This window comes from Paenibacillus sp. SJS-P3, assembly GCF_056711585.1.
In genome coordinates this window covers 1,078,681-1,105,585 of sequence record NZ_CM160043.1, presented here as the reverse complement: position 1 = coordinate 1,105,585, position 26,905 = coordinate 1,078,681, and the positions used below count along the sequence as shown (strand labels likewise).

Genomic DNA, 26,905 nt, shown 5'->3' with positions numbered 1-26,905 from the left:
AAGAGATTATTAATTTATCGAAAAAACGCTTTAATGTCGAGAAGCAATTGGTCTCATCTTTTCTAGGCGGATCAACCTTTCCCTTATCTGGTATAGAAAGAAGTCGAATGGAAAAAGGTAACCAGGAACGAAAGATGAAGACAGGAAGGAAGTGCTGCATAATGAGTCCCTCTACAGAAAACAACGATCCGAAGGATATCTTGACCAACAGGCAAGGCCATCCGATTACAGACAACCAAAACATCCGCACAGTCGGAAACCGCGGGCCGTCCACGCTTGAGAATTATCATTTCATTGAAAAGACTTCCCACTTCGACCGGGAAAAAATACCGGAACGGATCGTGCATGCCCGAGGCGCCGGCGCCCACGGGTATTTCGAAGCCTATGGCAAGGCGGGCAGCGAAGCCGTATCCAAGTATACCCGCGCCAAGCTGTTCCAGGAGGCCGGCAAGCAGACGCCCGTATTTGTCCGCTTCTCGACTGTCGTGCACGGCGGCCATTCCCCGGAGACGTTCCGCGACCCTCGCGGCTTCGCCGTCAAATTCTATACCGAGGACGGCAACTGGGATCTCGTCGGCAACAACCTGAAAATCTTCTTCATCCGCGATCCGCTCAAATTCCCGGACATGGTGCATGCGTTCAAGCCCGATCCGGTTACGAGCCTGGGCAACCCGGAGAGAATGTTCGACTTCGTCTCCAATTCCCCGGAAGCGACGCACATGATTACCTTTCTCTTCTCTCCGTGGGGTATTCCCGCCAATTACCGGCAAATGCAAGGCTCCGGCGTCAATACCTACAAATGGGTCAACAAGGAAGGAACGGGTTTTCTCGTCAAGTACCACTGGGAGCCTCTGAAGGTCGGCATTAAAAACCTTACCCAGAAGGAAGCCGACGAAATCCAGGCCAAAAATACGAGCCATGCGACCCAGGATCTGTACGAGGCGATACAGCGCGGCGACTATCCGGAATGGGAGCTGAACGTGCAGATTCTGAGCGACGACGAGCATCCCGAGCTCGACTTCGATCCGCTCGACCCGACCAAGCTATGGGACCAGGACAAGTTCCCCTTCCTTCCCGTCGGCAAAATGGTGCTCAACCGCAACCCGGACAACTACTTCGCCGAGGTGGAGCAGGCGGCCTTCGGAACCGGCGTGCTCGTCGACGGCCTCGATTTCTCCGACGACAAGCTGCTGCAAGGCCGGACATTCTCGTATTCCGACACGCAGCGCTACCGGGTCGGCACGAACTACTTGCAGCTGCCGATCAACGCGCCGAAAACGACGGTCGCGACGAATCAGCGGGACGGCCAGATGGCCTTCAATGTCGACAAGGGACAGCATCAGAATCCCCATGTCAACTATGAGCCCTCCTCTCTTGGCGGACTGAAGGAAGCGGCCCCGTCGGGCAAGGAGCATGAGCCGATGTACCATGCCGCTCTGGTGCGGGAGAAGATATCCCGGCCGAACGACTTCAAGCAAGCCGGAGAGACGTACCGGAAGTTCGAGGAGTGGGAGCGGGAGGAGCTCATCTCCAACCTCGTCGATGCGCTCAAGATCAGCGCGCCTGTCATCCAGCAGAACATGATCGCCCACTTCAGCGAGGCGGATGCCGACTACGGCCGCCGCGTGGCGGAAGGGCTGGCCAAGGCGAAGGCCGACATGGAGCATATCGGATCCTCCGGCATGCGCGAGGGAGCGGAGAAGGCGGAACGCTCCGGGCACAAGACAGACGGATACTGAAACACAGCAAAGCGGCGGTCAGCCCGGCATGGAATGCCGGACGGACCGCCGCTTCTTTTTTGCGTTCAATATCGATAATCACTACTTGCCGTAAAGTACACATCGACATTTTCGGGATGGACAATTAGGGCCTATGTCATAAATGTACATAAGAAAACGGGCCCGAAGACCCGCTTGCTTTCAAAGAGCTTAAATTCTGCCTGCGGCCCACAGACTCGCCGAGCGGATCAGCCGCTGCACCTGGCCGCTCTCGAAGGAAGCCCGGTCATGGCCCGGCATAAGGACGGCGATCCGGCCTTCCCCGTACCGCTGCACCCAGGCTGCAGGGTAACAGCAGCCATCCAGCCAGTACTCCAGGATGACCTCGCGGTCCTTCGACCTGCTGAAGGAATAGCGGTAAGGCTCGTCAGGGGAATCGAAGGGCTCGATATTCTGTACGATCGGATGCGCTCCGCCCTTGCCTACGACCGGTTCGAAGGAAAGGGTCTGATAAGGGGGATGCCCGATGAAACGCGCTCCGATCATTTCTTCAAGCCGAGGATCGGCTGCGAGAGAGATGCCGGAATGGATCAGGACGAGTCCGCCGCCTTGGCCGACAAAATCGATGATGCCCTTGGCTTGCTCGGGTGTGACGGGATCTTCCCAACGGTCGGTATAAGCGGCTATCAATCCCGTTCCGGAAGCAAGTCCTTCGAGAACGCTGTAATCCTCCGTCGCTGCCGCGTCGAAATCATCCTTCAAGGCGCCGAGAATCATTTCCTGCACAGCCTGCAAGGGATGATAAGAGGCGCCGGAGCCGTCTCCCAGCAGCACGGCGCGCCTTGCAGGCTGAGGCTTGACGCGCCCGGCAGCGGTCTGCCTCCCCGTCAAGATGCCCATGCGAGGGCTTCCGGCCCCCGCCATCCCTGTATCCGGCACATAGACTGTGCCTCCCCTTCCGACTTCGACAACCATGCCCTGTCTCTCCCTTCAGGTCGATTGAATGAAATAAAGCGATAAGCGTCTAACGGATCTATCAACTAATCTATTCCACTTTTTGAAGCAAATCCCTTCCCGTCCTCGTCAACATCTTGAAGCCGGTCCATAAAGACGACAAACCGGCAGCCGGCCGCAAAGCTGTCATGCCCTGCGGCGCTGCCGGATTCCGCGAGGAGCGTCGGAAGCTCGAACAACAATATGGATTTTTACCCGCTTGGACGCAAGGCGAAACAGGATTCCGGAGCGCGGACCGAGAACTGGTCCCTGTGGCCGGCTTCAAATGCATATTCATGCATATCTGCAAGCAATACCTGCGAGGAGGAATAGAAATGGAACCGAAGTGGCTCGAATGGGCAAAACAAATCCAAGCCATCGCCCAGACCGGGCTTGCCTACGGGCGTGACGTCTATGACATCGAACGTTTTGAAGCCCTGCGGGAGCTGAGCGTGGAGATCATGGAGACGCATACGTCCGCTGGCAAGGAAGAGATTCGGCTCGCTTTCGCCAGCGGCTCCGGTTATGCCACGCCAAAGGTGGACGTGCGGGGAGCCATTTTCCGGGAAGGCCGCATCCTGCTCGTCCGGGAAAGATCGGACGGCGCCTGGTGCCTTCCCGGCGGCTGGGCTGATATCGGCCTGACCCCGAGTCAATGTGTGATCAAGGAGATCAGGGAAGAGACGGGCTTCGAAGCCAGGACCGTAAGGCTGCTTGCCGTCATGGACAAGATCCGCCACGGGCATCCTCCCGATGCGCATCATATCTATAAGCTTTTTTTCCACTGCGAAATCACGGGCGGGCAGGCTTCCGGCGGCGTGGAGACAAGCGAGGTGAAGTTTTTCGGCGAGGATGAGCTGCCTCCCCTGTCGCTCAGCCGCAACACGGAAAGCCAGCTGCGCATGATGTTCCGGTACGGACGGCAGCCGGACATGCCGGTCTATTACGATTAAGGAGTGAAATTCCTCTTTCCCGAAGCGCAAAATCTGCTATACTGGCGGAAGTTGATTTCCAAATGTAAGTCATTTCCTGCTATTTACAGTCAGCGCTTTCAGAAAGAAGGTCAGACATTCATGCACCAAGATCAACCGTCGATTGCAGCCTCGCAAACCGACAAGGATCGGTACCCGCTCTCTCTCTACTCCCTCACGGTCGGAGCCTTCGCGATCGGCTTGACGGAATTCGTCATCATGGGCCTGCTTCCCGAAGTAGCCGCGGACCTTGGCGTAAGCGTGCCGAAGGCGGGCAACCTTATTACCGGCTACGCGCTCGGAGTCGGCATCGGCGCTCCCGTGCTTGCGCTGGCAACGGCCCGCTTCCCCAAGAAGCTGCTTCTTTCCCTGCTGATGGTGCTGTTCATCATCGGCAACCTGGGAGCCGCACTGGCTCCGAATTACGGCCTCCTGCTGGCGGCCCGCATCTTCACCTCGCTTGCCCACGGCACCTTCTTCGGCATCGGGGCCGTGCTCGCAGCGAGCCTCGTCTCTCCCAGACGCCGAGCCGGAGCCGTGTCGGTCATGATGGCCGGCCTGACGATCGCCAACATTCTCGGCGTGCCGTTCGGAACCTTCATCGGGCAGGAGCTTGGATGGCGGATGTCGTTCTTCGTCGTCGCGGCGATGGGCGCCGTCACGCTGGTCGGCCTGATCGCCATGATTCCTTCGATCAAGCAGACGGACGACACCAACGCAGCCAGGCAGATCAAGGCTCTCCTGCAGCCCAAGCTGTTCCTCGTGCTGATCACAGGCGCCTTCGGCTGCTGCAGCCTGTTCAGCCTGTTCAGCTACATCAAGCCGCTGCTCACCGGAGTAACCGGCGTCGGCGAGGGCAACGTACCTTGGATCCTCGTCCTGTTCGGCTGCGGCGTCACGATCGGCAACATCCTGGGAGGCAAGCTGGCAGACCTCAAGCTGATGCCGACGGTCATCGTCTCCTTCCTGGCCCAAGCGGTCATTCTGGCGCTGCTCGGCTTCGCGGACGTTTCCTTGCCCGCTACGCTTGCCCTCATCTTCCTGTGGGGAGCGGCGAGCTTCTCCGCCATGCCGGGGCTGCAGGTCCGCATCATGAACCTTGCCAAGGATGCGCCTGCTCTGGCTTCGACATCCAATCACGCTGTCCTGAACTTCGGCAACGCCTTCGGCGCCTTCTTCGGCGGCTGGATCGTGCTGTTCTTCGAGACAGCTCCCGGAGCGTACGACTACGGCGTGCTGCCGTGGACGGCATCGGCATTCTCCTTCATCGCCCTGCTGCTGGCGCTCTGCCTGGCGGCATGGGACCGCCGGAGCGCCGCCGCCGCCCGCTGAACACCCCGATGAACATAGAAGAGGACTGCCCCCCGTTTTCAGCAACGGTGCGGGGGCAGTCCTTTTTTGTTGCTCTGTGCCGCTTGAATTCCTTGGCACAACCATGCGGCATTGAAGCAAGCCGGCAGCGTGCCGCACAGCAGCCCGCCCGGGGATGACCGGCATGCAAGCGGTCATTCCGGGAGCCTCTCCCGTATTTCCCTCTGCAAACAGGCGGCTTCAGGCCGCTGCTTGCTTCCGGTCGCGGGGGAGCAGGAACGCAAGCGCGCCTGCGACTGGAAGCACGCTGGTCCAGTACATGACGCTCTGCAGGCCGTAGATGTCTCCAAGCTTGCCCAGCACGACGGCGCCGAGCGCCCCCATCCCGAAGGCGAAGCCCGTGATGAGTCCGGATGCCATGCCGACCCGGCCCGGCATCAGCTCCTGCGCGTAGACGACGCTGACCGAGAAGCTCGCCTGGATGATCAGGCCTATAAGCGCTGCGACGGGATACATCCAGACGAGCGGCAGATGCGGCAGCAGCAGCGTGAACGGCGCCGCTCCCAGGATGGACAGCAGCATCGTGCGCTTGGCCCCGATCCGGTCCGAAACCATCCCGCCGAAGAAGGTTCCGACGACTCCCGCGATCATGAACAGCAGCAGCGGCACCTGGGCGGCCTGCTTGCTGAGGCCGTAGTCGTGGATCAGGTAGAATTGGTAGAACGTGCCGATCGCCGCTCCGTACCAGGAACGGGCGAACACGAGCAGAATCAGCACGGACAGAGCGAAGGCGACGACATTTTTATGCTTCCGAGCATCGAGGGACAGCTCGCCTCTCGGCACAGCCGCTTTTTTCACCGGCTTGCCATGCTCCTCCAGCTGCTTGCGGTACCACGGCACCACCTTCAGCAGGATGAGGATCGCCGCGGCAGCCAGCAGCGTGCCCCAGACAGCGCCGCGCTGCCCGAGCGGGATGAAGATGAAGATCGTCATGAGCGGCGCCAGCGACTGGCCGAAGTTGCCCCCGACCTGGTAGATCGACTGGGCGAAGCCGCGCCTGCCCCCGGCGGCGAAATAAACGACGCGCGAGCCTTCCGGATGGAAGACGGCCGAGCCCAGTCCGACGAACACGATGAAGAAGATAAGCATGCCGAAGCTCGGGGCGAACGCCATGCCGGCCATGCCGATCATGCTCATGAGCATGCCGACCGGCAGCATCCAGGGCGACGGCTTGCGGTCGGAGACGAGCCCGACAACCGGCTGCATGACCGATGAAGTCATCTGCAGCGTGAATGTCAGCCACCCGATCTGGGTGTAGCTGATGTTCAGCGTATCCTGGAAGATAGGATATAGAGCGGGGATGACCGATTGCATGGAATCGTTGAGCATGTGGACGGCGCTGATGGCGATCAGAATCGCATAGATGGTCCCGGTGCGGGCTGCGCCGATCCGGGCCGATTGCGAAGCGGACATGGACAGGACTTCCTTTCGTCGCGTGGATGGATTGAATGTTCGTCAGTAAACGAGGGGGACGCGGGCATTCAGCGCCGCCTGGGCAGGGTCCGGCGCTGCCCGCGCTTAGACAGAGGACAGTCTCCTCAGGCGAAGCAGATGCATACCGGCGCCTGAATCCGCAAGGAAGCAGGCGCAGGAGCGAGCTTGCCGCTGTCCGCATCCCTCCGGAAGGAATGGATCGTGCCGCTCTCCTGGTTCGCGGCGAGCAGCCATCTGCCGTCCGGAGAGATGGCGAAGTTGCGCGGCGTGCGGCCGCCGGTCGGGCAGTGCTCCACCGCTGTCAGCGTCCCGTCGCCGGCGTCGACCGCGAACACGGCGATGCTGTCATGGCCCCGGTTGGACATGTACAGGAACCGGCCGTCCGGAGAGAGATGGATATCCGCCGCCCAGCTGGTGCCGGCGAATTCCTCCGGGAGGCCGGAAATCCGCTGCACGCTTTCCAGCGTGCCCGTTTCCTTGTCCATCCGGAGCACGTTCACATACGAATCCAGCTCTCCGGCTACATAGACATAGGGAAGGCTGGCTGGGATCGCCGCATGGCGGGGGCCGGTTCCCGGCTCCAGCCTGGCGGTGCTGGTCTTGAGCAGAGAGCGCCCGTCGGCGGACTGCCGGTAAATATAGACCGAGTCGGTGCCCAGATCGCACAGGTATGCAAAGGGAGTGCCCGGAACCGGTCCGGCGCTGTGGACATGAGGCTTTTCCTGCCGGTCGGCTGCCGGTCCGAGCTCGCCTTCCCCGGATACGAGCGCCGAAGCCGGCTCCGACAGCTGGCCGTCCGCTTCAAGTGGAAAGACTGCCGCATTGCCTCCGCTGTAATTGGAGACGTACAGGCTTTGACGATCAAGGGACAGGCTGACATGGCAAGGATGCTCCCCGTGAGTCAGCTGGTCGCCGAGCACCTCGAGCTCGCCGCTCTGCGGATCAATGGCCAGCGCATGGACGGAGCCGCCGGACTGCCCTCTCGTCTCGCCGGTTTCGCTGGCGGCGTAGAGCATGTTGCCCGCGGGATGGACGGCCAGGAACGAAGCCTGCTCGATTCCGGCGAGCTTCTGGAATACCGACAGCTCTCCTGTGCCGCCGTCGAGACGGCATGCATGAACGGTCGGCTCCTGGGCCTCCCCGTAAGAACCTATGTACAGCGTATAGGTCATGGATGCTTCTGCCATTTTCTCTCCTCTTTTCCGGCCTGGGCCTTTTTGTCAGTGAATATACCTTATTTCAGCCGTTCAGACAATGCCGCCCAACAGTCGTAAGCGCGGCCAAACCATTCCATTCGTTGTCATTTCGAGCTCTAGAACGACATCTCGCAGCAGCAGGAAACGGATAAGCCCCTCTTGCAGTCCATGATAATCCGACATTTGTCCCCAGTCTCTTACAGCAGCATCCGACTCTTGCTATACTGGGTAATAGATAGTGAAGAGCGCCGCGAGAGGGGATGGATCCATATGAGGTCGAAACGGATCAAGCGGACAAGCCTGGCTGCCGCAATACTCATCGTCGCCTTAGCCGGAGCCGGCTGGCCCGGGCAGGCGCATGCCGGCATCTGGGACAATCTCAAGGACATCTATGACACGCCGGCCAAGGTGGACGAGCTGCAGAAGCAATATACGGAATCGATTGCCCGGCTGGAGCAGCAGCAGGACCGGCTGAAGCAGGATTACGAGCAGAAGCAGGCGGAGTTCGAAGCGAGGCAGCAGGAGCTGCAGCAGCAGAACGAGGACTTCCGCAAGCAGAACGAAGCGCTGGCGGAGCAGAACCGGCAGTTGGAAGCGAGCATGGCAGCCGCCAGGCAGAAGCAGGCTTCGCTGAAGCACGGCATCGCTGTCGCCGTGCTCGTGGGAGCTTCCGCCCTGCTGGCCTATATCGCGGCCGTACGGGTGTGGCGCTACCGTGTCTACCGCGCTCAGCGGCGCGACCAAGGAAAGGCAGCCGGCTTATGATCGTGACGGCGCCGCCGCCTCACGGGCATGTGCGGATCGAGCTTGAAGAAGCCGACAAGCTGCAGGTGCTGCACCCGAAGGCCATCATCGCGTTCCGCGGCCCGGCCGGTGCGCGCGAGGACCGGTTCATGGATGTCGCCGGCGTCTACCGCAAGCGCAAATGGATCCGCTCCCGGATCCAAGGACCGAGCGAGTTCCTGCTCGGCCTGCCGCCCGGCTGCGGCCTGGAAGCGGTGGCGCTGCCCGAGGACAGCGACTTGCTGTTCGACTTCCGGCATATCGTCTTCTACAGCGACGGCATGGCCATGAAGACGCGCATCCACAAGCTCAAGACCGCTTGGATCACGCGGGAGCTGACCCGGATGCGCTTCACGGGCCCCGGCACGCTCGGCATCCTTACCGCGGGCGGCCTTGCCTCCATGAAGCTGTCCGAGGAGCAGCCGCTCTATGTCGATACCGCCTCGCTCGTCGCTTTCCCGGAGTCGGCGCGGGTCAAGCTCGCCGTCTACGGCAACCCGCTGGCTACCCAGCATATGAACGTCCAGTGGGAGCTGAAGGGACGCGGCTCCGTGCTGGTGCAGACCGGATCGCTCGATCCGGGGCTTGTCGAGCCTCTGCAGCGGGACGGCTTCCTGCGGAGGACGCTGCGGGAGCTGCTGCCGTTCGGAGGCGTCTACATCAAATAAGACCAAAACAATCCTGCCCATGGGCAGGATTGTTTTGGTCTGGCCGTATTCGATCATCTCTTGAAACGCTCTCGATCCGTCAGGACGCTCTACCGCTGCACCCGGACCTCGGACGGCGCCAGCCCCCGGTAGCGGCGGAATGTGCGGCTGAAATAGCTGAGATCGTTGTAGCCTGCCGCCATCGCGATCTCGGCGATGGTCTTCTCCGTATTGCGGAGCAGATCCTCGGATTTGTTGATGCGGATCCGGTTGACGTAGTCGGTGACGGTGCGCCCCGTCAGCTGGCGGAACAGCCGGCTGAAGTGGAAGCGGCTGAGCGAAGCGAGCCCTGCCAGCGAATCCACCGTCAGCTCCTCCGTGTAATGCGTCTCGATATGATGGAAGATCGGCTGGAACCGCTCCAGGTTGCGCAGCCGCGCGTGCGACTCCGGCTCGGTCAGCCTGACCTCGACATAGCCCCGCAGCAGCAGCGTCAGGAGCCGGTACAGCAGCGATTTCACCGACAGCTCGAAGCCGGGCTGGCGCCAGGCGAACTCGCCCTCAAGCTGCTCCATGCAGGCGTTCAGCTGCTCGTCTCCGCGGATGACGTTGCGGAAGAGGATGCGGTTCTGAACGATCGGCGTGATGTATTTGGTTTCGGCCGCGTCGGGAGACAGGCTTTGCAGCAAGCCCAGATCGGCGATCAGGCAGTCGTATTCAATCTCGTCCGACAGCAGGATGCCCATATGGATATCGTTGCTGTTCACCGCGATCAGATCGCCGGGTCCGGCTTCGCAGGAAACGTAATTGCATTCCACGACCGCATGTCCCGAACGGATGTAGAGGAGCTCCATATGATTGTGCCAATGAGCCTCGAACAGAATCCGGCCGCGTCCCGCGAAGCGCGAGGTGCACAGCTTGACCGGGAAGTTCGGGTCGGGCATGCTCATTTCCTCCAGTAGCGATAGAGGGCGTTCCATCGGCCGGTCCTCCTTCTAAGGCTGGTCTGCGCCGGCTGCCGGGGCAGCCGCGAACCGCACAATTGTACTAATAGAGCGCATGATCACCCATGCCGAATGGGGATGGCGCCGCTATACTTTCACTATATAAGGTTACCAAGCCAATGGGGAGTGAAGCAAGCATGAGTATCCGAATCGGCGTCATAGGGACCGGATCCATCTCCGAGTTCCACCTGCAGTCTTATGCGGCCAACAAAAACAGCGAGGTCTATGCCATCTGCGACATGAATCGGGAGAGAGCCCAGTCCGTCGCGGACAAATACGGCGCCTCCAAGGTATACGGTGATTACCGCGAGCTGCTCGCGGATCCGGACGTGGACGCGGTCAGCATCTGCACGTGGAACAACACCCACGCGGAGATCAGCATCGCCGCGCTGGACGCCGGCAAGCATGTCCTCGTGGAGAAGCCGCTCTGCCGTACCGTCGAAGAGGCTTATCAGATTCAGGATGCGGTGAAGCGCTCCGGCAAGCAGCTGATGGTCGGCTTCGTCCGCCGCTACGATCCCAACGCCCTGATGCTCCATTCGTTCGTGGAGAACGGCGAGTTCGGCGACCTGTACTTCGCCAAAGCTTCGTATATCCGCCGCATGGGCAATCCCGGCGGCTGGTTCTCCGACAAGTCCCGCTCCGGCGGCGGACCAGTCATCGATATCGGCGTGCATGTCATCGACCTGTGCTGGTATCTGATGGGCCGTCCCAAGGTGAAGTCGGTCAGCGCCAACGAATACAAGCATCTGGGCAACCGCGCCAACATCAAGCATCTGTCCCGCTATCAGGCCGCGGACTACAACGCCGATCTCAACGATGTCGAGGATATGGCCAACGCGCTGATCCGATTCGAGAACGGCGCCTCCCTGCTCGTCGACGTCAGCTTCTCCCTGCATACGGTCAAGGATGAAGGCATCGTCAAGCTGTTCGGCACGAAGGGCGGCTTCGAGATCGATCCCGAGGTCGTCATGGTCACGGAGAAGAACGACATCATCCTCAACACCTACCCGCAGACGGACAGCAAAGGCATGCAGATAAGCCGTGCCTTCCAGAGCGAGATCGACCATTTCGTCGACTGCGCGGCGAGCGGCAAGCAGCCGATCAGCCCGGTCGAGGACGGCGTCGAGATCATGAAAATACTGAGCGCGATCTATGAATCGGCTGCCCAAGGACGCGAGGTGACGTTCCCATGAAGCTCGGACTCAGCACCTACAGTCTCTACCAGGCGCTCAGGTCGGGAGAGATGACCGTTCTCGACGTCATCGACTTCACCGCGGAGCATGGCGGCGAGCATGTGGAGATCGTTCCTCTCGGTTATGAGCTTACCGGCAATCCCGAGCTCGTCAGCCGGATCGTGGAGCGGGCAGCTCAGCGCGGAATCGATATTTCCAACTATGCCATCGGAGCTAATTTCCAGGGCCTGTCGGATGAGGGCTGCCGTGCCGAGATCCAGCGGGTCAAGGAGCAGGTCGACATCGCCGCCGCGCTCGGCGCCCGCTTCATGCGGCATGACGTGGCCAGCGACACCGATCTGTCGATCGGCAACTTCAACCGTTCCCTGGATAAGCTTGCTGCGGCCTGCCGCGAAATCGCCGATTACGCCGCAGGCTTCGGCATTACGACGAGCGTGGAGAACCACGGCTACTTCATCCAGCACAGCGACCGCGTCCGGGCTCTCGTCGAAGCGGTGGACCGTCCCAACTTCCGCACGACGCTCGATGTGGGCAACTTCATGTGCGCCGACGAGAACTCGGTCGCGGCCGTGAAGGCCAATCTTCCTATCGCTTCCGTCGTCCACTTCAAGGACTTCTACCTGCGTCCTTCCTACCGCAATCCAGGCGAGGGCTGGTTCCGTACGGCCGGCGGCAACCACCTGCGCGGCGCGGTGATCGGCAACGGGGACATCGACATGCCGGAGGTTGTCCGCATCGTCAAGTCGTCCGGTTACGACGGATATGTATCCGTCGAGTTCGAGGGCCTCGAGGATTGCCGCCTCGGCGCCAGAGCCGGGCTCGCCAACCTGCGCCGCCTGTGGGAAGAAGCCTGAGCATCCGCAGGAACAAAAGCCTGAGCTGCAGCAACAAGAAAAGCGCCCTTTTCGGGGCGCTTTTTCGTTTTAGCATCAGGCTGTCGCCGCAAAGCAATCGCCTCCTTGCGTTATGAATCCTATCCTTCCCAAAATCTCTGCCCTATGTTATGATATGTAAGCGTTATCAAACGCCACTTTCTTAACCAAGCAAGGGGGATAACGGAATGATTAACGTGCCATCAAACGACCGCAATGTGTATGAGGACTTTGATGTTGAGACGGACATTCTGTATTACAGGCTCGGCTCCTTCGGACTTGTAAGCTTCCACGGCAGCAACTACAACATTAAAAAGAAAATGTCTGCCGACCAGATCAACCGGTTGTGCCGGAATGGACTGTTCTATCCGGTCGCTTCGGGATGTTACGTGAATACAGCCAAGATCAGCGGCATTGAGGAAGGAGCCGTTTACTTCGGAAGCACCGGACCCGAATCGAAGCGCGTGCCCCTCTCCCGCTGGAAGGCCTACCAGCTGCGCTGCCATCTGTCGCAGGCGCGCAGCAACCCTGCCCAGTAATCAGCCGCTGCCTTCGCCGGCCGGCCAAGGAAAAAAGCCTCTGCTCACGCAGAGGCTTTTTCTCATGGAACCGCCAGCTAGTCCTCGTTGGGCTTCACGCCGAGAATCTTGTATTCCGGCTCGGGGCCGTACAGCTTGGATCGGACCATGAACCACTGGAACAGATGAGTAACGAATACCTTGAGCACCGCATAGCCGGGCACCGCGAGAATGATCCCGAGGAAACCGAACAGCTTGCCCGAGGTGAGGATGACGAAGATGATCGTAATCGGGTGGATGCTCAGCGTCTTGCCCATCACCTGCGGCGAGATGAATTTGCCTTCGATCAGCTGTACGCAGGTCCATACGACGACCATCTTCAGCAGCATGATCGGAGAGGTGAAGGCGGCTACGACCAGCGCCGGCGTAATGGCGATGGCAGGCCCGATGTAGGGAACGACGGCCGTGCAAGCCGCTACGATGGCAAGCACAAGCGCGTAATCCAGTCCGATGATCAAATACCCGATGAACAGCAGCGCTCCGATGCATAGGCTCACGATGATCTGGCCGCGGATATAGGAGCTGATCTGATGATTGGACTCCGTCAATACCCGGCGGGTCTCCCCTCTTATCGTCGTAGGCAGCATTGCCGTGATGAAGATCGGCAGCTTCTTGCCGTCCTTGAGCATGTAGAACAGGATGAACGGCAGCGTGACGATCGCCAGGACGAATTCCGTCACCGTGCCGAGAAAGCCGCCGATGTTGTTCAACGTGCTCTGAAGGATGCTGCCGGCTCTGCTCGACAGCTCCTGCGCGATCTTTTGCGGATCGTAATTGAGGCTCGTCTGGAGCTGGGTCACGAGGTCGCTTCCCAGGTAATAAGTCGTCTTGTCTTGGACATACTTCGTATAGACGGGAATATTGTCCGCCAGATCCGTCAATTGCTCCCGGATGATCGGAACGACGATCGTAATGAGCAGCGTCAGCAGGCCGATGATGATGACGTACAGCGCCGCGATGACCCATCCGCGCTTCATGCCCTGCTTCTCCATCCAATCCACGAGCGGATTGAGGAGGTAATAAGCGACGCCAGCCAGAAGCATCGGCAGCAGCACCGTCTTCGCCAGCACGAGCAGCGGAACAAAGATGAACGTAATATGCGCGAACACAAGAATGTTGATCCCGACCAGCAGCAGGACCAGCAGGAACAGTACGAATTTGTTGTTGATGAAGAACTTCTTGAACCGGTCCAGTCTGGCTTCCGACTGGCGGTCTTCCTGCGTCAGGTCCACTCAAAGTCCCTCCCGAGAGTCAGCCAATTATTGCCTTCCTCCAAATGATAATCTTCCCCGCCGCCAACTGCAAATACTAAGGCGGCTCAACCAAGGTTCATACGCAGCAAAAGCCGTTTGGATTCCGCTTTCTTCCCTTTACGTTCTTTTCTTTTCAGTCTATAATGAGGATATAGCGGTTTTGAAATGAAGTTTCATGGAATGAAACCTTAACTCGGTCGCGATCAAGCGCCGTTTTTTTGCCGCGTCTCATTCCGGAAACCCAGCTGCGGCCACATTTGTTCCCGCAGCCGTACTTTTCGTTTCCTAATTGCAAATTGCCTGAGGGGAGCAAAGCTAGATGCCATTGCAAAATCAATACTCGGTCCGTTCTACGCTTGAAGTCGGCGGTAAGTCCTACACTTACTACAGCCTTCAAGGTCTGGAAGAGAAGGGACACGGAGCCATCTCCAAGCTTCCAGTCTCCATTAAAGTCCTGCTCGAAGGCGCCGTGCGCCAGTTCGACGGACGCGGCATCACGGCCGACCACGTAAAACAGCTCATGAGCTGGGCTGAGAAGCGCGAAGACAAGGAAATTCCGTTCATTCCGTCCCGTATCGTGCTGCAGGATCTCACCGGCGTGCCGGTTGTCGTCGACCTTGCTGCGATGCGCGAGACCGTCAAGAAAGCCGGCGGCGATCCGAAGAAGATCAACCCGCTCGTGCCGGTCGACCTCGTCATCGACCACTCCGTCATGGTTGACGCCTTCGGCTCGCCTGACGCTCTGGAAATCAACCAGAGAATCGAATTCGAGCGCAACGCCGAGCGCTACAAGTTCTTCCGCTGGGCGCAAACCGCGTTCGACAACTTCCGCGCGGTACCGCCGGATACCGGCATCGTCCACCAGGTCAACCTGGAGTATCTCGCTTCCGTAGCCACTACGAAGGTGATTGACGGCGAAACGGTCGTCTTCCCGGACTCCCTCGTCGGCACGGACTCCCATACGACGATGATCAACGGCCTCGGCATCGTGGGCTGGGGCGTCGGCGGCATCGAGGCGGAAGCCGGCATGCTCGGCCAGCCGCTCTACTTCGTCGCTCCTGAGGTCATCGGCTTCAAGCTGACCGGCATGCTGGCAGAGGGCGCTACGGCGACCGACCTTGCCCTGACGGTTACCGAGATTCTCCGCAAGCGCGGCGTTGTCGGCAAGTTCGTCGAGTTCTTCGGCGACGGCCTCTCCAACATCAGTCTGCCTGACCGCGCGACGGTGGCCAACATGGCTCCGGAATACGGCGCCACGGTCGGCTTCTTCCCGGTCGATGCCATCACGCTGAACTTCCTGCGCCAGACTGGCCGCACGGAAGAGCAGATCGAGCTGGTCGAGGCTTACTACAAAGCTCAAGGCATGTTCCGCACGGACGACACGCCGGATCCGACGTTCACCGACGTCATCGAGCTCGACCTCTCCACGATCGTTCCTTCCCTGGCCGGTCCGAAGCGTCCTCAGGACCGCATCGAGCTGACCGCCATGAAGGAAGCTTGGAGCAACACGGTCCGCACTCCGGTCGACAAAGGCGGCTACGGCCTGTCCGACGCCAAGATCGAAGAAGTTGTCGAAGTGAAGCACAAAAACGGCAAAGTGAGCCGAATGGGCACTGGCGCCGTCGTTCTGGCCGCAATCACGAGCTGCACGAACACGTCCAACCCTAGCGTCATGCTGGGCGCCGGCCTTGTAGCCAAGAAAGCCGTGGAAAAAGGCCTCGTGAAGCCGGAATACGTGAAGAGCTCCCTGACTCCGGGATCCCTTGTCGTAACCGACTACCTCACCAAGTCCGGCCTGCTGCCTTACCTCGAGAAGCTCGGCTTCTACGTGGCAGGCTACGGCTGCGCGACATGCATCGGCAACTCCGGCCCGTTGCCTGACGAGATCAGCCAAGCGATCGCCGACAACGACATGACGGTCGCGGCCGTACTGTCCGGCAACCGGAACTTCGAAGGCCGCATCCATGCCCAGATCAAAGCCAACTACCTGGCGTCTCCGCCGCTCGTAGTCGCTTATGCTCTGGCCGGCACGGTCGACATCGACTTCGCGAACGATCCGATCGGCCACGACCAGCAGGGCGAGCCTGTCTACCTGCGCGACATCTGGCCGTCCTCCGAGGAGATCGCGAACGCGGCAAGCTCCGCGATCACGCCTCAGATGTTCCGCGACAAGTATGACAATGTGTACACGCACAACGAGCGTTGGAACCAGATTCCGGTTCCGCAGGGCGAGCTGTACGAGTGGGATGAGAACTCCACGTACATCGCCAACCCGCCGTTCTTCGACAGTCTGGCGGACGGCATCCGCGATGTCGAGGACATCAAGCATGCCAAGACGCTTCTGCTGCTGGGCGATTCCGTCACGACGGACCATATCTCCCCTGCAGGCAGCATCCGCGCCGACTACCCGGGCGGCAAGTACCTCATCGAGCACGGCGTCGAGAAGAAGGACTTCAACTCCTACGGCTCCCGCCGCGGCCATCACGAGGTCATGGTTCGCGGTACGTTCGCCAACATCCGTATCCGCAACCAGGTCGCTCCAGGCACCGAGGGCAGCTACACCACTTACCTGCCTACGGATGAAGTGACGTCCGTCTACGAAGGCTCGATGAAATATCAAGCCGACAAGACGAACCTCATCGTCATCGGCGGCAAAGAGTACGGCACCGGCAGCTCCCGCGACTGGGCAGCCAAAGGCACGTTCCTGCTCGGCGTCAAAGCCGTCATCACCGAGAGCTTCGAGCGGATCCACCGGGCGAACCTGGTCGGCATGGGCGTTCTGCCGCTCTGCTTCCAGGACGGCCAAGGCTGGAAAACGCTCGGCATCACGGGACGCGAGACCTTCGACATCGAGGGCCTGAACAACGACGTGAAGCCTGGCGACAAAGTGACCGTCGTCGCTACACGCGAAGACGGCAGCACCTTCCAATTCCAGGTTACCGTCCGTCTGGACTCCCTGGTCGAGGTCGACTACTACCGCAACGGCGGCATCCTGCAGACCGTTCTGCGCCAGATGCTGAGCGAGCAGAAGTAAGCCTTCGAATGACAGACTAAGATTGAAGCAACAACGCAGGAGGAAATCGAGCCATGCTCGGTTTCCTCCTGTTTTCGTTTGCCTGCCATTACAGCTTTATTAAGCAAATGGCAGACAAGACAAACTACCCGACCTCCAGGCTTGCATGTTCAAGCCTAGAAGCAGTACAGTCGAAAATGTCCGGTTGGTTTATTGGGGGACTTACAACAAAAGAATGCTGTTTCGGTTTTGAGTTATTTCGTCCACCGCTCATTCAGGTTTTGAGTCGTTGTTTTAAAATTTGTAAAATAGTGTAAATGTGGTGCTGTAGAACTATTCCTTTTTATTTGCTAAAAATATACCTTTTTAAAAGGATAAAGGCCATGAATGGATTCGTTTTTGAACGAGAATCAATAACTCGGGTGGCGGGTCTATTCTCCTTTAAAAAGGAGTTAGCATCAAAACTATGAAGAAACTATCCTTACTATCCACTTTCTTAGGAGGATTCAATGGTTGGAAAAAAAGCGTCCTTTCTATGGATTGGCCTCGTATTTCTCCTTATCGTCTCCCTGATTGCCTACACGGCTGTACAGCTTGGACAGAATCGTAGCAGCGCCGTACAATCTCATTTAAAAGGAACGATCGGCCATACCATGTTCAACTATCGGTCTAACTTGAATGCTATAGCGGATGAACGAACTCTTTCCGATCAGAATCTGGATGACGCGCATGACAGGCTGCTGGCCTGTCGCGCCTATGCGGAAACGCTGGACTTTGCTCTAAGGCCTGGCTTGCCCATGTTGGTTCCCGCAACGGAAAGCATGCTGGAAATTGTCGATTATCTGGAACGGCAACGAAATGCCGACCCTCTAAATTGGACAGAAAAGCACGCCCAAACCTATACAAAGCTCCTTGAGTTCATACACACGATGAATGATCCCTTGAGCCGGGTGTATTATGAACCAGACTCCCAGGAAGGTGCTCGAATTTCACTAACCCTTCATAACACTGACAAGATGAAAGCATACAATGATGCTTTGCGCACTTACGTCTCCAGCCTAAACTAAATTCGGATGAGCATGAAAGGGGCTGTCTGGGAAGCCCCTGAGTCTCAAAAACGGCTGACATTCATGCCGAGACAGCAAAAAAGGGACGAAACCGAACGTTTATCGGTCTCCTCCCTTTTGTTTTTAAGGCTTGTCCCCTAATTTCAACCGCTAGCGGCATTTCATTTCCCCGTTTTGATGGCCGCATCATGCGCCTTGGCGAAGTCGGCCGGAGTAATCTCGCCCCCGAACAACGCCTGGATCTGGTTCAGGTGAACCTCGGCGGCGCCGCCCGCCATCTGCACGTCGGCGAACAGCGTAATGCTCGTCGCCTTGTTCACTTCCTTGAGCAGGTCGACGTACAGCTGCGGCAGCTCGATCTTGGACGTGTCCACCTTGGTGGCCGGAATGACGCCGGCGCCGTTGACCGACTCCTCTCCCCACCGCTTCACGAAATACTTCACGAATTTCTTCGCTTCTTCCCGGACCGGGGAGTTCTCGGCGACGAACAGGCCGACGCCCGGACCGCCTACCCAGCCGTCGATGTTGCCCTTGCCTCCGGCTATCGTCGGAAACTTGAAAAAACCCATGCTGTCGCGGAAGTCCTGCGGAATATTGGCGCTCGTCGTGTAGTTCGGGAGCTCCCAGGTGCCCATCAGATACATGGCGGCCTCGCTGTTCATATATTCCGCTTTCACTTCGTCGTTCGACAGGCCGTTGAAGCCTTTGTTGAAAGCATTCATGGCGACCAGATCCTGCACGCGCCTGGCCGCCTCGACCAGACCGGGCTCGGTGAAGGAGGCGGCGCCCTTGATGGCGCTCGCCAGCTTCTCCGTTCCGGCGATGCGGTCCGCCAAGTACATGTACCAGAGAGAGCCCGTCCAGCGGTCCTTGTTGCCCAGCGCGATCGGCACGACGCCATGGTCCGCGAGCGTCTTCACGATCTCCAGGAACTCGTCGTAGGTGGCGGGAGGCTGCAGGCCGTATTTCTCAAAGATGCGCTTGTTGTAATAAACGGGAGCGATATTGAACTCCAGCGGCAGCGCGTAGGTTTTGCCGCCTACCATATAGGCTTCCGTCGTGCCCGGAATGAACGAGTCCTGCAGCTCGCCGTGCAGCAGATCGTCGAGCGGCGTGAACAGCTCGCCACGGACGAAATCCTGCAAATAGCCGGCCGCCCAGGTGAGGCCGACATCCGGCAGCTCGTTGACGGCGGAGAGCACCCTGACCTTGGCCTTGTACCGCTCATTGTCCAGCACTTCCTGCTTGATCGTGACGCCGGGATTCTCCGCCTGATACTCGGCGATGATCTTGTTCACGATCTGGTGCTGGCCCGATGCGCCCGCCTCCGGCCACAGATGCATCATATTGATCGTCACCTGCTCGCCGGCTTCCCCGCCAGTCCCTTCGGAATCGCCGCCCGAGCCTTTTACGCATCCGGACATCATGAGAGCCAGGGCGGCAGCGATAACCGTGACCGCCCGGATTTTTTTGCCCACGTTCATAGCCTCCACCAACCCGCTCGCAGGATGAGCTCCGGACGGAATGAGCGCCTTACTCCTTCACTCCGCCGAGCGCCACGCCCGCGATAATATATCTCGACAGCAGGAAGTATATCACAAACAGCGGCAGCACGGTCAGGGACAGTCCCATGTAGATGGAGCCGAACTCCGTCTTGTAGATATCCCCCTTGAGCAGGCTGACCATGACCGGCAAGGTGTACTTGCTCTTGTCCGTGAGGAGAATGAGCGGCATGAACAGGTTGTTCCAGCTGGCCACGAAAGCGAAGATCGCCTGAGTCGCGATCGCCGGAACCATGATCGGCAGTACGATGCGGTTGAAGGTGTAGAACTCGCCCGCGCCGTCGATCCGCGATGCCTCCACCATCTCGATGGACAGCGTCGCGAGCAGATACTGCCGCATGAAGAACACGATTGCCGGCGCTGCGATGGACGGCAGGATGAGCGGCAGGAAGCTGTTCGTCCAGTGCAGCTGGTACATCATCTTGTAGAATCCGATCGCGCTCGCCTGGGCCGGAATCATCATGACGAGCATGATGAAGGTGAAGAACGCCTGGCGCATCCTCCAGTTGTAGGCGACCAGCGCGTAAGCGGTCAGGGACGAGAAGTAGACCGCGCAGATCGTGGAGAAGCCCGAGATGATCAGCGAGTTGAAGAAGCCTTTGAGCGGATCGAAGCTCTTGCTGAGCAGCACGTCCAGATTTGTCTTCATGTGGACCGAAGGCAGCAGGGACAGGCCGCTTTGAATTTCCGCCGTGGAGCGGGTGGCATTGACGAACATGATCCAGAAGGGCAGGATGCTCAGCAGCGACAGGATGATGCAGACGACATAGACGATTGTTTTGTTGATGCGAAGGGAGACTCCCGCGCTTTTTTGAAGGTTGGCCACGTCTTACATCCCCCTTGCCGCCGCTTTAGCAGCTTTATTCCGATTTTTAGCCGCTTTTTTGGCTTTAGCCGCATCGCGGTCGCGCATGAGGTAGAACAGCAGGGCAGACAGGACGGCCGCAATGATGAACATGATCATGCTGGCAGCTGCGGCACGGTTGTACATGTAGCTGCCCTTGAACGCCTGCCCGTAGATGAACACGGAGGTCGTAAGCGTCGCGTCGTCCGGCCCGCCGTACAGGAACAGCTGTGGAATATCGAACAGCTGCAGGCCGCCGATCATCGACGTGATCAGCGTGTAGAGCATGATCGTCCGCAGGCTCGGCAGCGTCACGCGGAAGAAGATCTGCCATCCATTGGCGCCGTCGATGGAAGCCGCCTCGAACAGCGCGGGGTTGATGCCCATGACGCCTGCGATGAGGATGATCATCGTGTTGCCGTACCACATCCAGAACTGGATGAACGCGACGATTCCTTGCGCCGTCGTCTTGTCCTGCAGGTAATTGACGGGAGAGTCGATCCAGCCGAATGACTCGAGCAGGCTGTTGATCGGTCCCATCGGATACGAGAACAGCGAGTTGAACAGGACGGCGATCGTGCTCGCTGTAATGATGTTCGGCATGTAGAGCAGCACCTTGAATATGCCCTGCCCCCGCACCTTCGTGCGCTGGCTCGTGAACCAGGCGGTGAGCAGCAGCGCGAGCAGCATCTGGGGAATGAAGTTGAGGATCCAGATGAGGGCTGTGTTGGAAAGCGACTTGCGGAAGGAGACGTTGTCGAAGAGAAGGTACCTGAAGTTCTCGAACGGCTGATCCAGGAAATGGACCGGCTTCGGGATGACTCCCTTCATATCCGTAAACCCGATCACCGCGGTATACAGAACGGGATAGAACGAGAATACCAGGAACGCAAGCAGGAATGGCAGGCTGAACAGATAGCCGAATTTTGAATAGCTGACGCCCTTGCGGCGCATGGCTCTCACCCCATATCAATCAAATTCAGATAAAGGGGCGGGATATCCCGCCCCTTTGGCGCTATTACTCGCTTTCGATTCCGAGCTGATCCTGGACCTTCTGCTTGAAGTCCTTGATCGTCTGCTCGCGGCTCTTCTTGCCTTCGGAATATTCGCGCACCTGATCGCGCCAGATGAGGTTGATCGATTCGTCGTATTGGGTGAGATTTTTGCCTGTCGCGTTGGCGTTGGCCGGAACGAAGACGTCGAACATGTTCTGTCCGCCCAGCAGGTCGACCTTGCCGTCCGATTTGGACATGACGACGGAGGAAGCTACGCTGTCCTTCGTGCCCTGCTCGCCTTCCTTCATCGTGCCGTTTGCCCAGTAGTACTGAAGGCCCGTCTCGGAGGAATCAAGCGTGACCCACTTGATGAAGTCCGCCACGGCCGCTTTTTTTGCGTCGTCCTTGGCCGCTTCCTTGTTCGCGAGCAGCCAGGTGCCGCCCCAGAAGAAGCCTGTCGTCGGTTCCGTTACGGCCCAGTCGCCGTTGGTGGCCTTCACTTGGCCGTTCATGACGTAGTTGATGAGCCAAGCGGGGCCGAAGAAGCCGAAGATCGGCTGCTTGCCGGTGCCGGACATATCCGCGTACCAACCCTCGGTCCAGTCCTTCGTGTCGTTGGAATAGCCGTTGTCCTTCAGCTGCTTGGAGTAGTCGAGGAACTGCTCGCGCTTCGGATCGATATGCAGCTTGCCGTCTACGAGCCAGCCCTTGTCGGAGCTGTTTTCAATCGGATGCCAGATGTCGCCGTCGCCGGAGACGATGCCGTAGCCTTTGGCCTTCAGCTTCGCGGCCGCATCGAAGAATTTATCCCAGCCGGGGCCGATCTCGGTCTTGATCGCAGCGGGATCGTCCGTGCCGAATACGTCCTTGGCGAGCGAGCGGCGATAGATGAACGCCCCGCCGGTCGCTTGATAAGCGAGAGCCTTGAGCTGGCCGTCCTTGCTGCCGATGTCCACGGAATATTGGGCGATGCCGGCATCCTTCACCAGCTGGTCGTCCAGGCCCAGATCGGCGTAGTTGGCCGCGTAGTCGGAAGCGTCGCCCTGCGTATACTTGAGGACGAAGGCGGACTCGGCCGCATAGATGTCCGGAGCGTCCTTGCCGCCGCCGGCGAGCGCCTGGTCGAGGGCCGGCTGGTAAGCTCCGTCAGTCGTCGCTATGACCGTCGTTTTGAAGTCGACATTCGCATCAGGATGGGTTTCGAGGTATTTTTTCGTCATGTTCGGAATTTCATCCGTGAAGCTCCACAGATTGATCGTGACCTTCTCCGCAGGCTTGCTCGTCGCGGAGCCCGTATTGGAGTTTGTACTCGAGTTGCTTGCACCTGCATTGTCGGCGGGCGAGTTCGAGTTGCCGCCGCATGCAGCGAGAACAGATGACAACAGGACGATTGCCGTCGTGGCCGATAAAACGCGCTTCATGTGTGTTTCCTCCCCTTTTGGTGACGCACTGTTCTTGTAACCGCATACATAATTATAAAATTTGCCATGTAAGCGCAACAGTAACAGCGATTGGGAGAAATTCCACTTTTATCGGATCGATGAATCGGCGTCCAGCACCTGGCTCCGGTACTGCCTCGGACTTGTGCCCTCGTTGTCCTTGAATACCTTGATGAAATATTTGGCCGTGCCGTAGCCGACCTTCTCGGCGATCTCCGAGATCGGCATCCGGGTCGAGACCAGCAGCTCCTTTGCCCGCTGCAGCCTCAGGCGCGTGAGATAATCGCTGAAGGTGACGCCGGTCTGCTCCTTGAACAGCACGCTGAAATAGCTCGCATTGAGATGCGTCAGCTCCGCGACCTGCTTCATGCTGATCGGCTCCTCCAGATGGGCGTCGATATAGCTGATGGCATCCTTGATCGGCGTGCCGTAACGCGCTTCGCCGCGCCCGACCTCCAGCAGCTTGGCGTCGACGAGCTTCTCCATCGCATCGATGCGGTCCCGGCCGTCGTCGAGCTCGATCGCTCTCTGCACGGTTTCCGCCAGGATATCCTTGTCCAGCGGCTTGAGAATGTAGTCGAAGGCCCCGAGCTGCAGCGCCTTCCGCGCATAGTCGAACTCGGCGTAGCCGGAAATGACGATGATGACGGGTAGAGACCCGCGCCCCGCCAGCGTCTCCAGCATCTGCAGCCCGTCCACCTCCGGCATCCGCACATCCGTGATGATGATATGGGCTGTATTCGCTTTCAGCCATTCCAGCGCCTCGACCCCGCTCGCCGCCGTCTCGATCCGGTGCCGGCCCGCCGACCAGGCGGTGAGCGTCTTCTGGATGCCCAGCCGCGTGCGAGGCTCATCGTCCACAATCAACAACGTTTTCATACCCGTTCGTCTCCTCCCGAAGGAATCGTGATCTCAAAGCTTACTGTTGTGCCTGAGCCGGCCTTGCTCTCGATATGCAGCCCGCCTCCGCGATCCGGGGGGCCGGGATAATGAAGCTTGAGGCGCCTTTGGACGTTGGACATGGCCACTCCAGCCCCTTTCTTGGAATCCTGGGGAGCGACGGCATCCAGGCTCTGCAGAAGCCGGATCACCGTCTCGCCGTCCATCCCGATTCCGTCGTCGATGACGGCCACGGTCGCGAACCCGGGCTCGGCGGAATGGATGCGGACCTTGACGGATCCCGGGACGATGCGGCTCTCCACCCCGTGCAAGATCGCATTCTCCACGAGCGGCTGCAGGATGAGCTTGGGAATCGGCACCTGAAGCAGCTCCTCCTCGACGTCGATGTCCCAGCTCAGCCGGTCGATGAGGCGCATCTTCATGATTTGCAGATAGCGCTGTGTATGCTCCACCTCGTCGCGGACGGTTACCAACTCATCGTCTGCCGCCGCGCTGCCGATGACGTAGCGGAACAATCCCGACATGGCGAGAATCGTCCGCGCCAGCTCGCTTTCCTCTTTTTCCTCCAGCGACCAATAGAACGCTTCCAGCGTGTTGAACAGGAAATGCGGATTGATTTGCGCCTGCAGCGCCTTGAGCTCGGTGCGGCTCTGGGTAAGCTCCTTCTCGTAGACGACCTGGATCAGCTCGTTCATATGGTCGACCATCCGATTGTACGTGTGGTTCAACTCGTTGATCTCCATCGTCCGCAGGCGGTTGTCGCTGGCCGGAATCGGCTTGAGTCCACCGAATCGGGCGCTGCGCATCGTTCTCATGAGCTGCTGGATAGGCCGCGTGATCATCGTCGACAGCAGCAGCGTCAGCAGCAGGAAGGCAAAAGCGGCGATTCCGATCGACACATAGATGGCCATGCGCAGCACCGATATCCCCTCCGTCGCCGCCTCGACCGGCAGGAGCAGCACGAGCTTCCAGCCCGTGACCCCGGAATGCTGGCGGACGGCGAGCATCCGCTCCTGACCGACGGTCACGGTGCTTCCCGTCTGGGCGATGACCGCAGACGCCGTCTCGTCATCCATATCCGACAGGATCGGATTGCCCTCGCCGTCGCTCAGCAGCATGGACTCCCTTCCTTTGGAGGGGTCCCCTCTGCCTTCCGATTGATCCATCTTGAAGTAATCCCGGTTGACGTGGACGACCACGTAGCCGCCGGGCGAGTAGGCATGGTCGAGCAGGTTGATGCGGCGGACGGCGAGCACCGTGTCCGGCGAACGCGGATCGATTCCGATCCAGGCGAGGCGGCCCTTCTTTCCGTCCGCTGCGGCCAGCGCATCCCCGGAAATGCGGTTCTGGCTCGTATCGTCGAGCGGGAACAGCCGCTTGTTGCCGATGGTGTAGAGCTCGAGCGAGCTGATGCCGGAGGAATAGGCCATGTAATTGTTGGCGATCTGCAGCAGCGACTGGCGCTCGTTGAAATTGGAGCGGATTCCCTGCACATCCTGGGAGAGCAGCTTCTGCACATAGGAATCAGCAGCGACCTGGGTCGTGAGCGAGTCGATCCCCTTCAGCAGCGCATCCAGCCGCCCGTTGGCCTGGATGGCGGTCTGCTGGATATGCTTTTCCGCGCTTTGCTTGAGGAGCACGGACACCTCGCCGTAAATAAATGCTCCTGCAAAGGTCAGCACGAGAATCATCGTCAGCGTAAAGCTGATGAAGATCTGATTTCTCAGCGTGTTGGTCTCCCGCAGCTGGCCCAGCAGCCGATTGCCCCACCCTCTCACTGGCAACAGTCCTCGCTTCCGTACATGCTAGAATGCTAGGATCAACGTAATGGATTCGGATAAGCGTGTCAAATGGTTGTTGATCCCCCAAAAACCAATTTTAACGGTATTTTTCACAAGCATCTGAGACTGCCGGGGACGGGGACGGGTCTGCTAAAATAAGGGGAGAACTTGATTCTATTCATCGGGGATGACTGAAATGGAAACGGTTAAATTCAAGGAACCTATCGTAACCCACATCTTCACCGCCGATCCGTCGGCGCATGTATTCGAGGGCAGGCTGTACATCTATCCCTCTCATGATCTGGACCATGAGCAGGTGTCGAACGACAACGGCGACCAATATGACATGGAGGACTACCATGTCCTGTCGATGGAGGATGAGAGCTCCCCCTGCATCGACCACGGCGAGGCTCTTCATCTGCGGGACATTCCCTGGGCCAAGCAGCAGCTGTGGGCTCCGGACGCAGCCTGCAAGAACGGCATCTACTACCTGTTCTTCCCGGCCCGGGACCATGATCATGTGTTCCGCATCGGCGTCGCGACCGGCACCTCGCCGGCCGGCCCGTTCGAGCCGCAGCCAAGCTATATTCCCGGCAGCTTCAGCATTGATCCGGCCGTGTTCGTCGAAGGCGACGAGGCCTACATGTACTTCGGAGGCTTGTGGGGCGGCCAGCTCGAGAAATGGCAGACCGGCGAATTCCTAGCCGATGCCGAAGGTCCGGCGCCGGACGCTCCGGCGCTAGGCCCGCGAGTGGCCCGGCTCAGCTCCGACATGCTGTCGTTCCAGGAGCCGCCGAGCGAGATTTCCATCGTCGACGGCGACGGCCGGCCGATCCTCGCCGGCGACGAGGACCGGCGGTATTTCGAAGGTCCATGGATGCACAAATACAACGGAAAGTATTACCTCTCCTATTCGACCGGCACGACGCACAAGCTCGTCTATGCCGTAGGCGACAGCCCTTGCGGGCCGTTCACCTTCCAAGGCACGATCCTGACCCCGGTTGTCGGCTGGACGACGCATCATTCCATCGTGGAATTCCAGGGCAAATGGTACCTGTTCTATCACGACAGCTCCCTGTCCGGCGGCGCCGACAACAAGCGCTGCGTGAAGTTCGCCGAGCTCAAGTACAAGGAGGACGGAACGATCCAGACGATCGATCCGTACGAGTGAAGGCGGCGGGCCTGTCTGCGCCGCAGCGTCCTCGGTCATGAACCGACAAAAGGCACCCCGTCCGGGTGCCTTTCCTGCTTTTTCGGGCCAAAGACTCGTCGATGCTTGCCTCATCCA

Annotated in this window: 22 protein-coding genes; 11 read left to right on the top strand and 11 right to left on the bottom strand. The window is 59.1% G+C overall.

What is annotated here, in order from left to right:
- Window positions 1–134 precede the first annotated feature (134 nt).
- The gene (locus AC06G8_RS04975; protein ID WP_480284599.1) at window positions 135–1,739 is read left to right on the top strand and encodes a catalase; all 1,605 of its coding nucleotides are present in this window, start codon (window positions 135–137) and stop codon (window positions 1,737–1,739) included.
- A 189-nt stretch (window positions 1,740–1,928) separates the two neighbouring features.
- Here the strand turns inward: AC06G8_RS04975 and AC06G8_RS04970 are convergent, their stop codons facing one another.
- The gene (locus tag AC06G8_RS04970) at window positions 1,929–2,693 is read right to left on the bottom strand and encodes a ThuA domain-containing protein (protein WP_480284598.1); all 765 of its coding nucleotides are present in this window, start codon (window positions 2,691–2,693) and stop codon (window positions 1,929–1,931) included.
- A 353-nt stretch (window positions 2,694–3,046) separates the two neighbouring features.
- Here AC06G8_RS04970 and AC06G8_RS04965 point away from each other — a divergent pair, with 353 nt between their 5' ends.
- Window positions 3,047–3,664: an NUDIX hydrolase gene (locus AC06G8_RS04965; protein WP_480284597.1), complete on the top strand. Its 618-nt coding sequence runs from the start codon at window positions 3,047–3,049 to the stop codon at window positions 3,662–3,664.
- 120 nt (window positions 3,665–3,784) lie between these two features.
- The gene (locus tag AC06G8_RS04960) at window positions 3,785–5,014 is read left to right on the top strand and encodes an MFS transporter (RefSeq protein WP_480284596.1); all 1,230 of its coding nucleotides are present in this window, start codon (window positions 3,785–3,787) and stop codon (window positions 5,012–5,014) included.
- Window positions 5,015–5,233: 219 nt separating this feature from the next.
- Here AC06G8_RS04960 and AC06G8_RS04955 read toward each other — a convergent pair whose 3' ends face one another.
- The gene (locus AC06G8_RS04955) at window positions 5,234–6,466 is read right to left on the bottom strand and encodes an MFS transporter (protein WP_480284595.1); all 1,233 of its coding nucleotides are present in this window, start codon (window positions 6,464–6,466) and stop codon (window positions 5,234–5,236) included.
- A 125-nt stretch (window positions 6,467–6,591) separates the two neighbouring features.
- Window positions 6,592–7,674 carry a lactonase family protein gene (locus AC06G8_RS04950; protein ID WP_480284594.1) on the bottom strand — a complete coding sequence of 361 codons (1,083 nt, stop codon included), beginning with the start codon at window positions 7,672–7,674 and terminating at the stop codon, window positions 6,592–6,594.
- Between the two features lie 279 nt (window positions 7,675–7,953).
- Here AC06G8_RS04950 and AC06G8_RS04945 point away from each other — a divergent pair, with 279 nt between their 5' ends.
- Together AC06G8_RS04945 and AC06G8_RS04940 are read left to right on the top strand one after the other, a co-directional pair.
- On the top strand, window positions 7,954–8,448 hold the full coding sequence (locus AC06G8_RS04945) for an SH3 domain-containing protein (protein ID WP_480284593.1): 495 nt from the start codon (window positions 7,954–7,956) through the stop codon (window positions 8,446–8,448).
- On the top strand, window positions 8,445–9,134 hold the full coding sequence (locus tag AC06G8_RS04940; RefSeq protein ID WP_480284592.1) for an AIM24 family protein: 690 nt from the start codon (window positions 8,445–8,447) through the stop codon (window positions 9,132–9,134). The genes AC06G8_RS04945 and AC06G8_RS04940 overlap by 4 nt, the downstream gene beginning before the upstream one ends.
- An 89-nt stretch (window positions 9,135–9,223) precedes the next feature.
- Here AC06G8_RS04940 and AC06G8_RS04935 read toward each other — a convergent pair whose 3' ends face one another.
- Window positions 9,224–10,093, bottom strand: coding sequence for an AraC family transcriptional regulator (locus AC06G8_RS04935; protein WP_447662598.1), 870 nt, complete (start codon window positions 10,091–10,093; stop codon window positions 9,224–9,226).
- A 161-nt stretch (window positions 10,094–10,254) separates the two neighbouring features.
- Here AC06G8_RS04935 and AC06G8_RS04930 point away from each other — a divergent pair, with 161 nt between their 5' ends.
- From AC06G8_RS04930 to AC06G8_RS04920, 3 genes are all read left to right on the top strand, one after another.
- Complete coding sequence (locus AC06G8_RS04930) at window positions 10,255–11,313, top strand: Gfo/Idh/MocA family protein (protein ID WP_480284591.1); 1,059 nt, start codon at window positions 10,255–10,257, stop codon at window positions 11,311–11,313.
- On the top strand, window positions 11,310–12,167 hold the full coding sequence (locus AC06G8_RS04925) for a sugar phosphate isomerase/epimerase family protein (protein WP_480284590.1): 858 nt from the start codon (window positions 11,310–11,312) through the stop codon (window positions 12,165–12,167). Before AC06G8_RS04930 ends, AC06G8_RS04925 begins: the two co-directional genes overlap by 4 nt.
- A 206-nt stretch (window positions 12,168–12,373) precedes the next feature.
- Complete coding sequence (locus AC06G8_RS04920) at window positions 12,374–12,724, top strand: hypothetical protein (protein WP_447662595.1); 351 nt, start codon at window positions 12,374–12,376, stop codon at window positions 12,722–12,724.
- 77 nt (window positions 12,725–12,801) lie between these two features.
- Here AC06G8_RS04920 and AC06G8_RS04915 read toward each other — a convergent pair whose 3' ends face one another.
- On the bottom strand, window positions 12,802–13,995 hold the full coding sequence (locus AC06G8_RS04915) for an AI-2E family transporter (protein ID WP_480284589.1): 1,194 nt from the start codon (window positions 13,993–13,995) through the stop codon (window positions 12,802–12,804).
- A 340-nt stretch (window positions 13,996–14,335) separates the two neighbouring features.
- Here AC06G8_RS04915 and acnA point away from each other — a divergent pair, with 340 nt between their 5' ends.
- Window positions 14,336–17,050 (top strand): aconitate hydratase AcnA, encoded by a 2,715-nt coding sequence (acnA, locus tag AC06G8_RS04910; protein ID WP_480284588.1) that lies wholly within the window; start codon window positions 14,336–14,338, stop codon window positions 17,048–17,050.
- A 488-nt stretch (window positions 17,051–17,538) separates the two neighbouring features.
- Complete coding sequence (locus tag AC06G8_RS04905) at window positions 17,539–18,096, top strand: hypothetical protein (protein ID WP_480284587.1); 558 nt, start codon at window positions 17,539–17,541, stop codon at window positions 18,094–18,096.
- Between the two features lie 161 nt (window positions 18,097–18,257).
- On the opposite strand, the gene AC06G8_RS04900 is transcribed toward AC06G8_RS04905, so the two are convergent.
- The 6 genes from AC06G8_RS04900 to AC06G8_RS04875 all read right to left on the bottom strand — a co-directional run bounded on the left by AC06G8_RS04900 (window position 18,258) and on the right by AC06G8_RS04875 (window position 25,614).
- On the bottom strand, window positions 18,258–19,574 hold the full coding sequence (locus AC06G8_RS04900) for an extracellular solute-binding protein (RefSeq protein ID WP_480284586.1): 1,317 nt from the start codon (window positions 19,572–19,574) through the stop codon (window positions 18,258–18,260).
- Window positions 19,575–19,629: 55 nt separating this feature from the next.
- Window positions 19,630–20,484: a carbohydrate ABC transporter permease gene (locus AC06G8_RS04895; RefSeq protein WP_480284585.1), complete on the bottom strand. Its 855-nt coding sequence runs from the start codon at window positions 20,482–20,484 to the stop codon at window positions 19,630–19,632.
- Window positions 20,485–20,487: 3 nt separating this feature from the next.
- The gene (locus AC06G8_RS04890) at window positions 20,488–21,456 is read right to left on the bottom strand and encodes a carbohydrate ABC transporter permease (protein WP_480284584.1); all 969 of its coding nucleotides are present in this window, start codon (window positions 21,454–21,456) and stop codon (window positions 20,488–20,490) included.
- Window positions 21,457–21,520: 64 nt separating this feature from the next.
- Window positions 21,521–22,918 carry an ABC transporter substrate-binding protein gene (locus AC06G8_RS04885; protein ID WP_480284583.1) on the bottom strand — a complete coding sequence of 466 codons (1,398 nt, stop codon included), beginning with the start codon at window positions 22,916–22,918 and terminating at the stop codon, window positions 21,521–21,523.
- Between the two features lie 108 nt (window positions 22,919–23,026).
- On the bottom strand, window positions 23,027–23,815 hold the full coding sequence (locus AC06G8_RS04880; RefSeq protein ID WP_480284582.1) for a response regulator transcription factor: 789 nt from the start codon (window positions 23,813–23,815) through the stop codon (window positions 23,027–23,029).
- Entirely contained in the window at window positions 23,812–25,614 is a 1,803-nt protein-coding gene (locus AC06G8_RS04875) for a cache domain-containing sensor histidine kinase (protein ID WP_480285384.1), read from the bottom strand. Before AC06G8_RS04875 ends, AC06G8_RS04880 begins: the two co-directional genes overlap by 4 nt.
- A 199-nt stretch (window positions 25,615–25,813) precedes the next feature.
- Between AC06G8_RS04875 and AC06G8_RS04870 the strand changes: the two genes are divergently transcribed.
- Entirely contained in the window at window positions 25,814–26,788 is a 975-nt protein-coding gene (locus AC06G8_RS04870; RefSeq protein ID WP_480284581.1) for a glycoside hydrolase family 43 protein, read from the top strand.
- Window positions 26,789–26,905 lie beyond the last annotated feature (117 nt).

Excerpts from the sequence above, each read along its gene's own strand:
- AC06G8_RS04975 (WP_480284599.1), top strand. The coding sequence starts at position 135 with ATGAAGACAGGAAGGAAGTGCTGCATAATGAGTCCCTCTACAGAAAAC.
- AC06G8_RS04970 (WP_480284598.1), bottom strand. The coding sequence starts at position 2,693 with ATGGTTGTCGAAGTCGGAAGGGGAGGCACAGTCTATGTGCCGGATACA.
- AC06G8_RS04965 (WP_480284597.1), top strand. The coding sequence starts at position 3,047 with ATGGAACCGAAGTGGCTCGAATGGGCAAAACAAATCCAAGCCATCGCC.
- AC06G8_RS04960 (WP_480284596.1), top strand. The coding sequence starts at position 3,785 with ATGCACCAAGATCAACCGTCGATTGCAGCCTCGCAAACCGACAAGGAT.
- AC06G8_RS04955 (WP_480284595.1), bottom strand. The coding sequence starts at position 6,466 with ATGTCCGCTTCGCAATCGGCCCGGATCGGCGCAGCCCGCACCGGGACC.
- AC06G8_RS04950 (WP_480284594.1), bottom strand. The coding sequence starts at position 7,674 with ATGGCAGAAGCATCCATGACCTATACGCTGTACATAGGTTCTTACGGG.
- AC06G8_RS04945 (WP_480284593.1), top strand. The coding sequence starts at position 7,954 with ATGAGGTCGAAACGGATCAAGCGGACAAGCCTGGCTGCCGCAATACTC.
- AC06G8_RS04940 (WP_480284592.1), top strand. The coding sequence starts at position 8,445 with ATGATCGTGACGGCGCCGCCGCCTCACGGGCATGTGCGGATCGAGCTT.
- AC06G8_RS04935 (WP_447662598.1), bottom strand. The coding sequence starts at position 10,093 with ATGGAACGCCCTCTATCGCTACTGGAGGAAATGAGCATGCCCGACCCG.
- AC06G8_RS04930 (WP_480284591.1), top strand. The coding sequence starts at position 10,255 with ATGAGTATCCGAATCGGCGTCATAGGGACCGGATCCATCTCCGAGTTC.
- AC06G8_RS04925 (WP_480284590.1), top strand. The coding sequence starts at position 11,310 with ATGAAGCTCGGACTCAGCACCTACAGTCTCTACCAGGCGCTCAGGTCG.
- AC06G8_RS04920 (WP_447662595.1), top strand. The coding sequence starts at position 12,374 with ATGATTAACGTGCCATCAAACGACCGCAATGTGTATGAGGACTTTGAT.
- acnA (WP_480284588.1), top strand. The coding sequence starts at position 14,336 with ATGCCATTGCAAAATCAATACTCGGTCCGTTCTACGCTTGAAGTCGGC.
- AC06G8_RS04905 (WP_480284587.1), top strand. The coding sequence starts at position 17,539 with ATGGTTGGAAAAAAAGCGTCCTTTCTATGGATTGGCCTCGTATTTCTC.
- AC06G8_RS04890 (WP_480284584.1), bottom strand. The coding sequence starts at position 21,456 with ATGCGCCGCAAGGGCGTCAGCTATTCAAAATTCGGCTATCTGTTCAGC.
- AC06G8_RS04885 (WP_480284583.1), bottom strand. The coding sequence starts at position 22,918 with ATGAAGCGCGTTTTATCGGCCACGACGGCAATCGTCCTGTTGTCATCT.
- AC06G8_RS04880 (WP_480284582.1), bottom strand. The coding sequence starts at position 23,815 with ATGAAAACGTTGTTGATTGTGGACGATGAGCCTCGCACGCGGCTGGGC.
- AC06G8_RS04870 (WP_480284581.1), top strand. The coding sequence starts at position 25,814 with ATGGAAACGGTTAAATTCAAGGAACCTATCGTAACCCACATCTTCACC.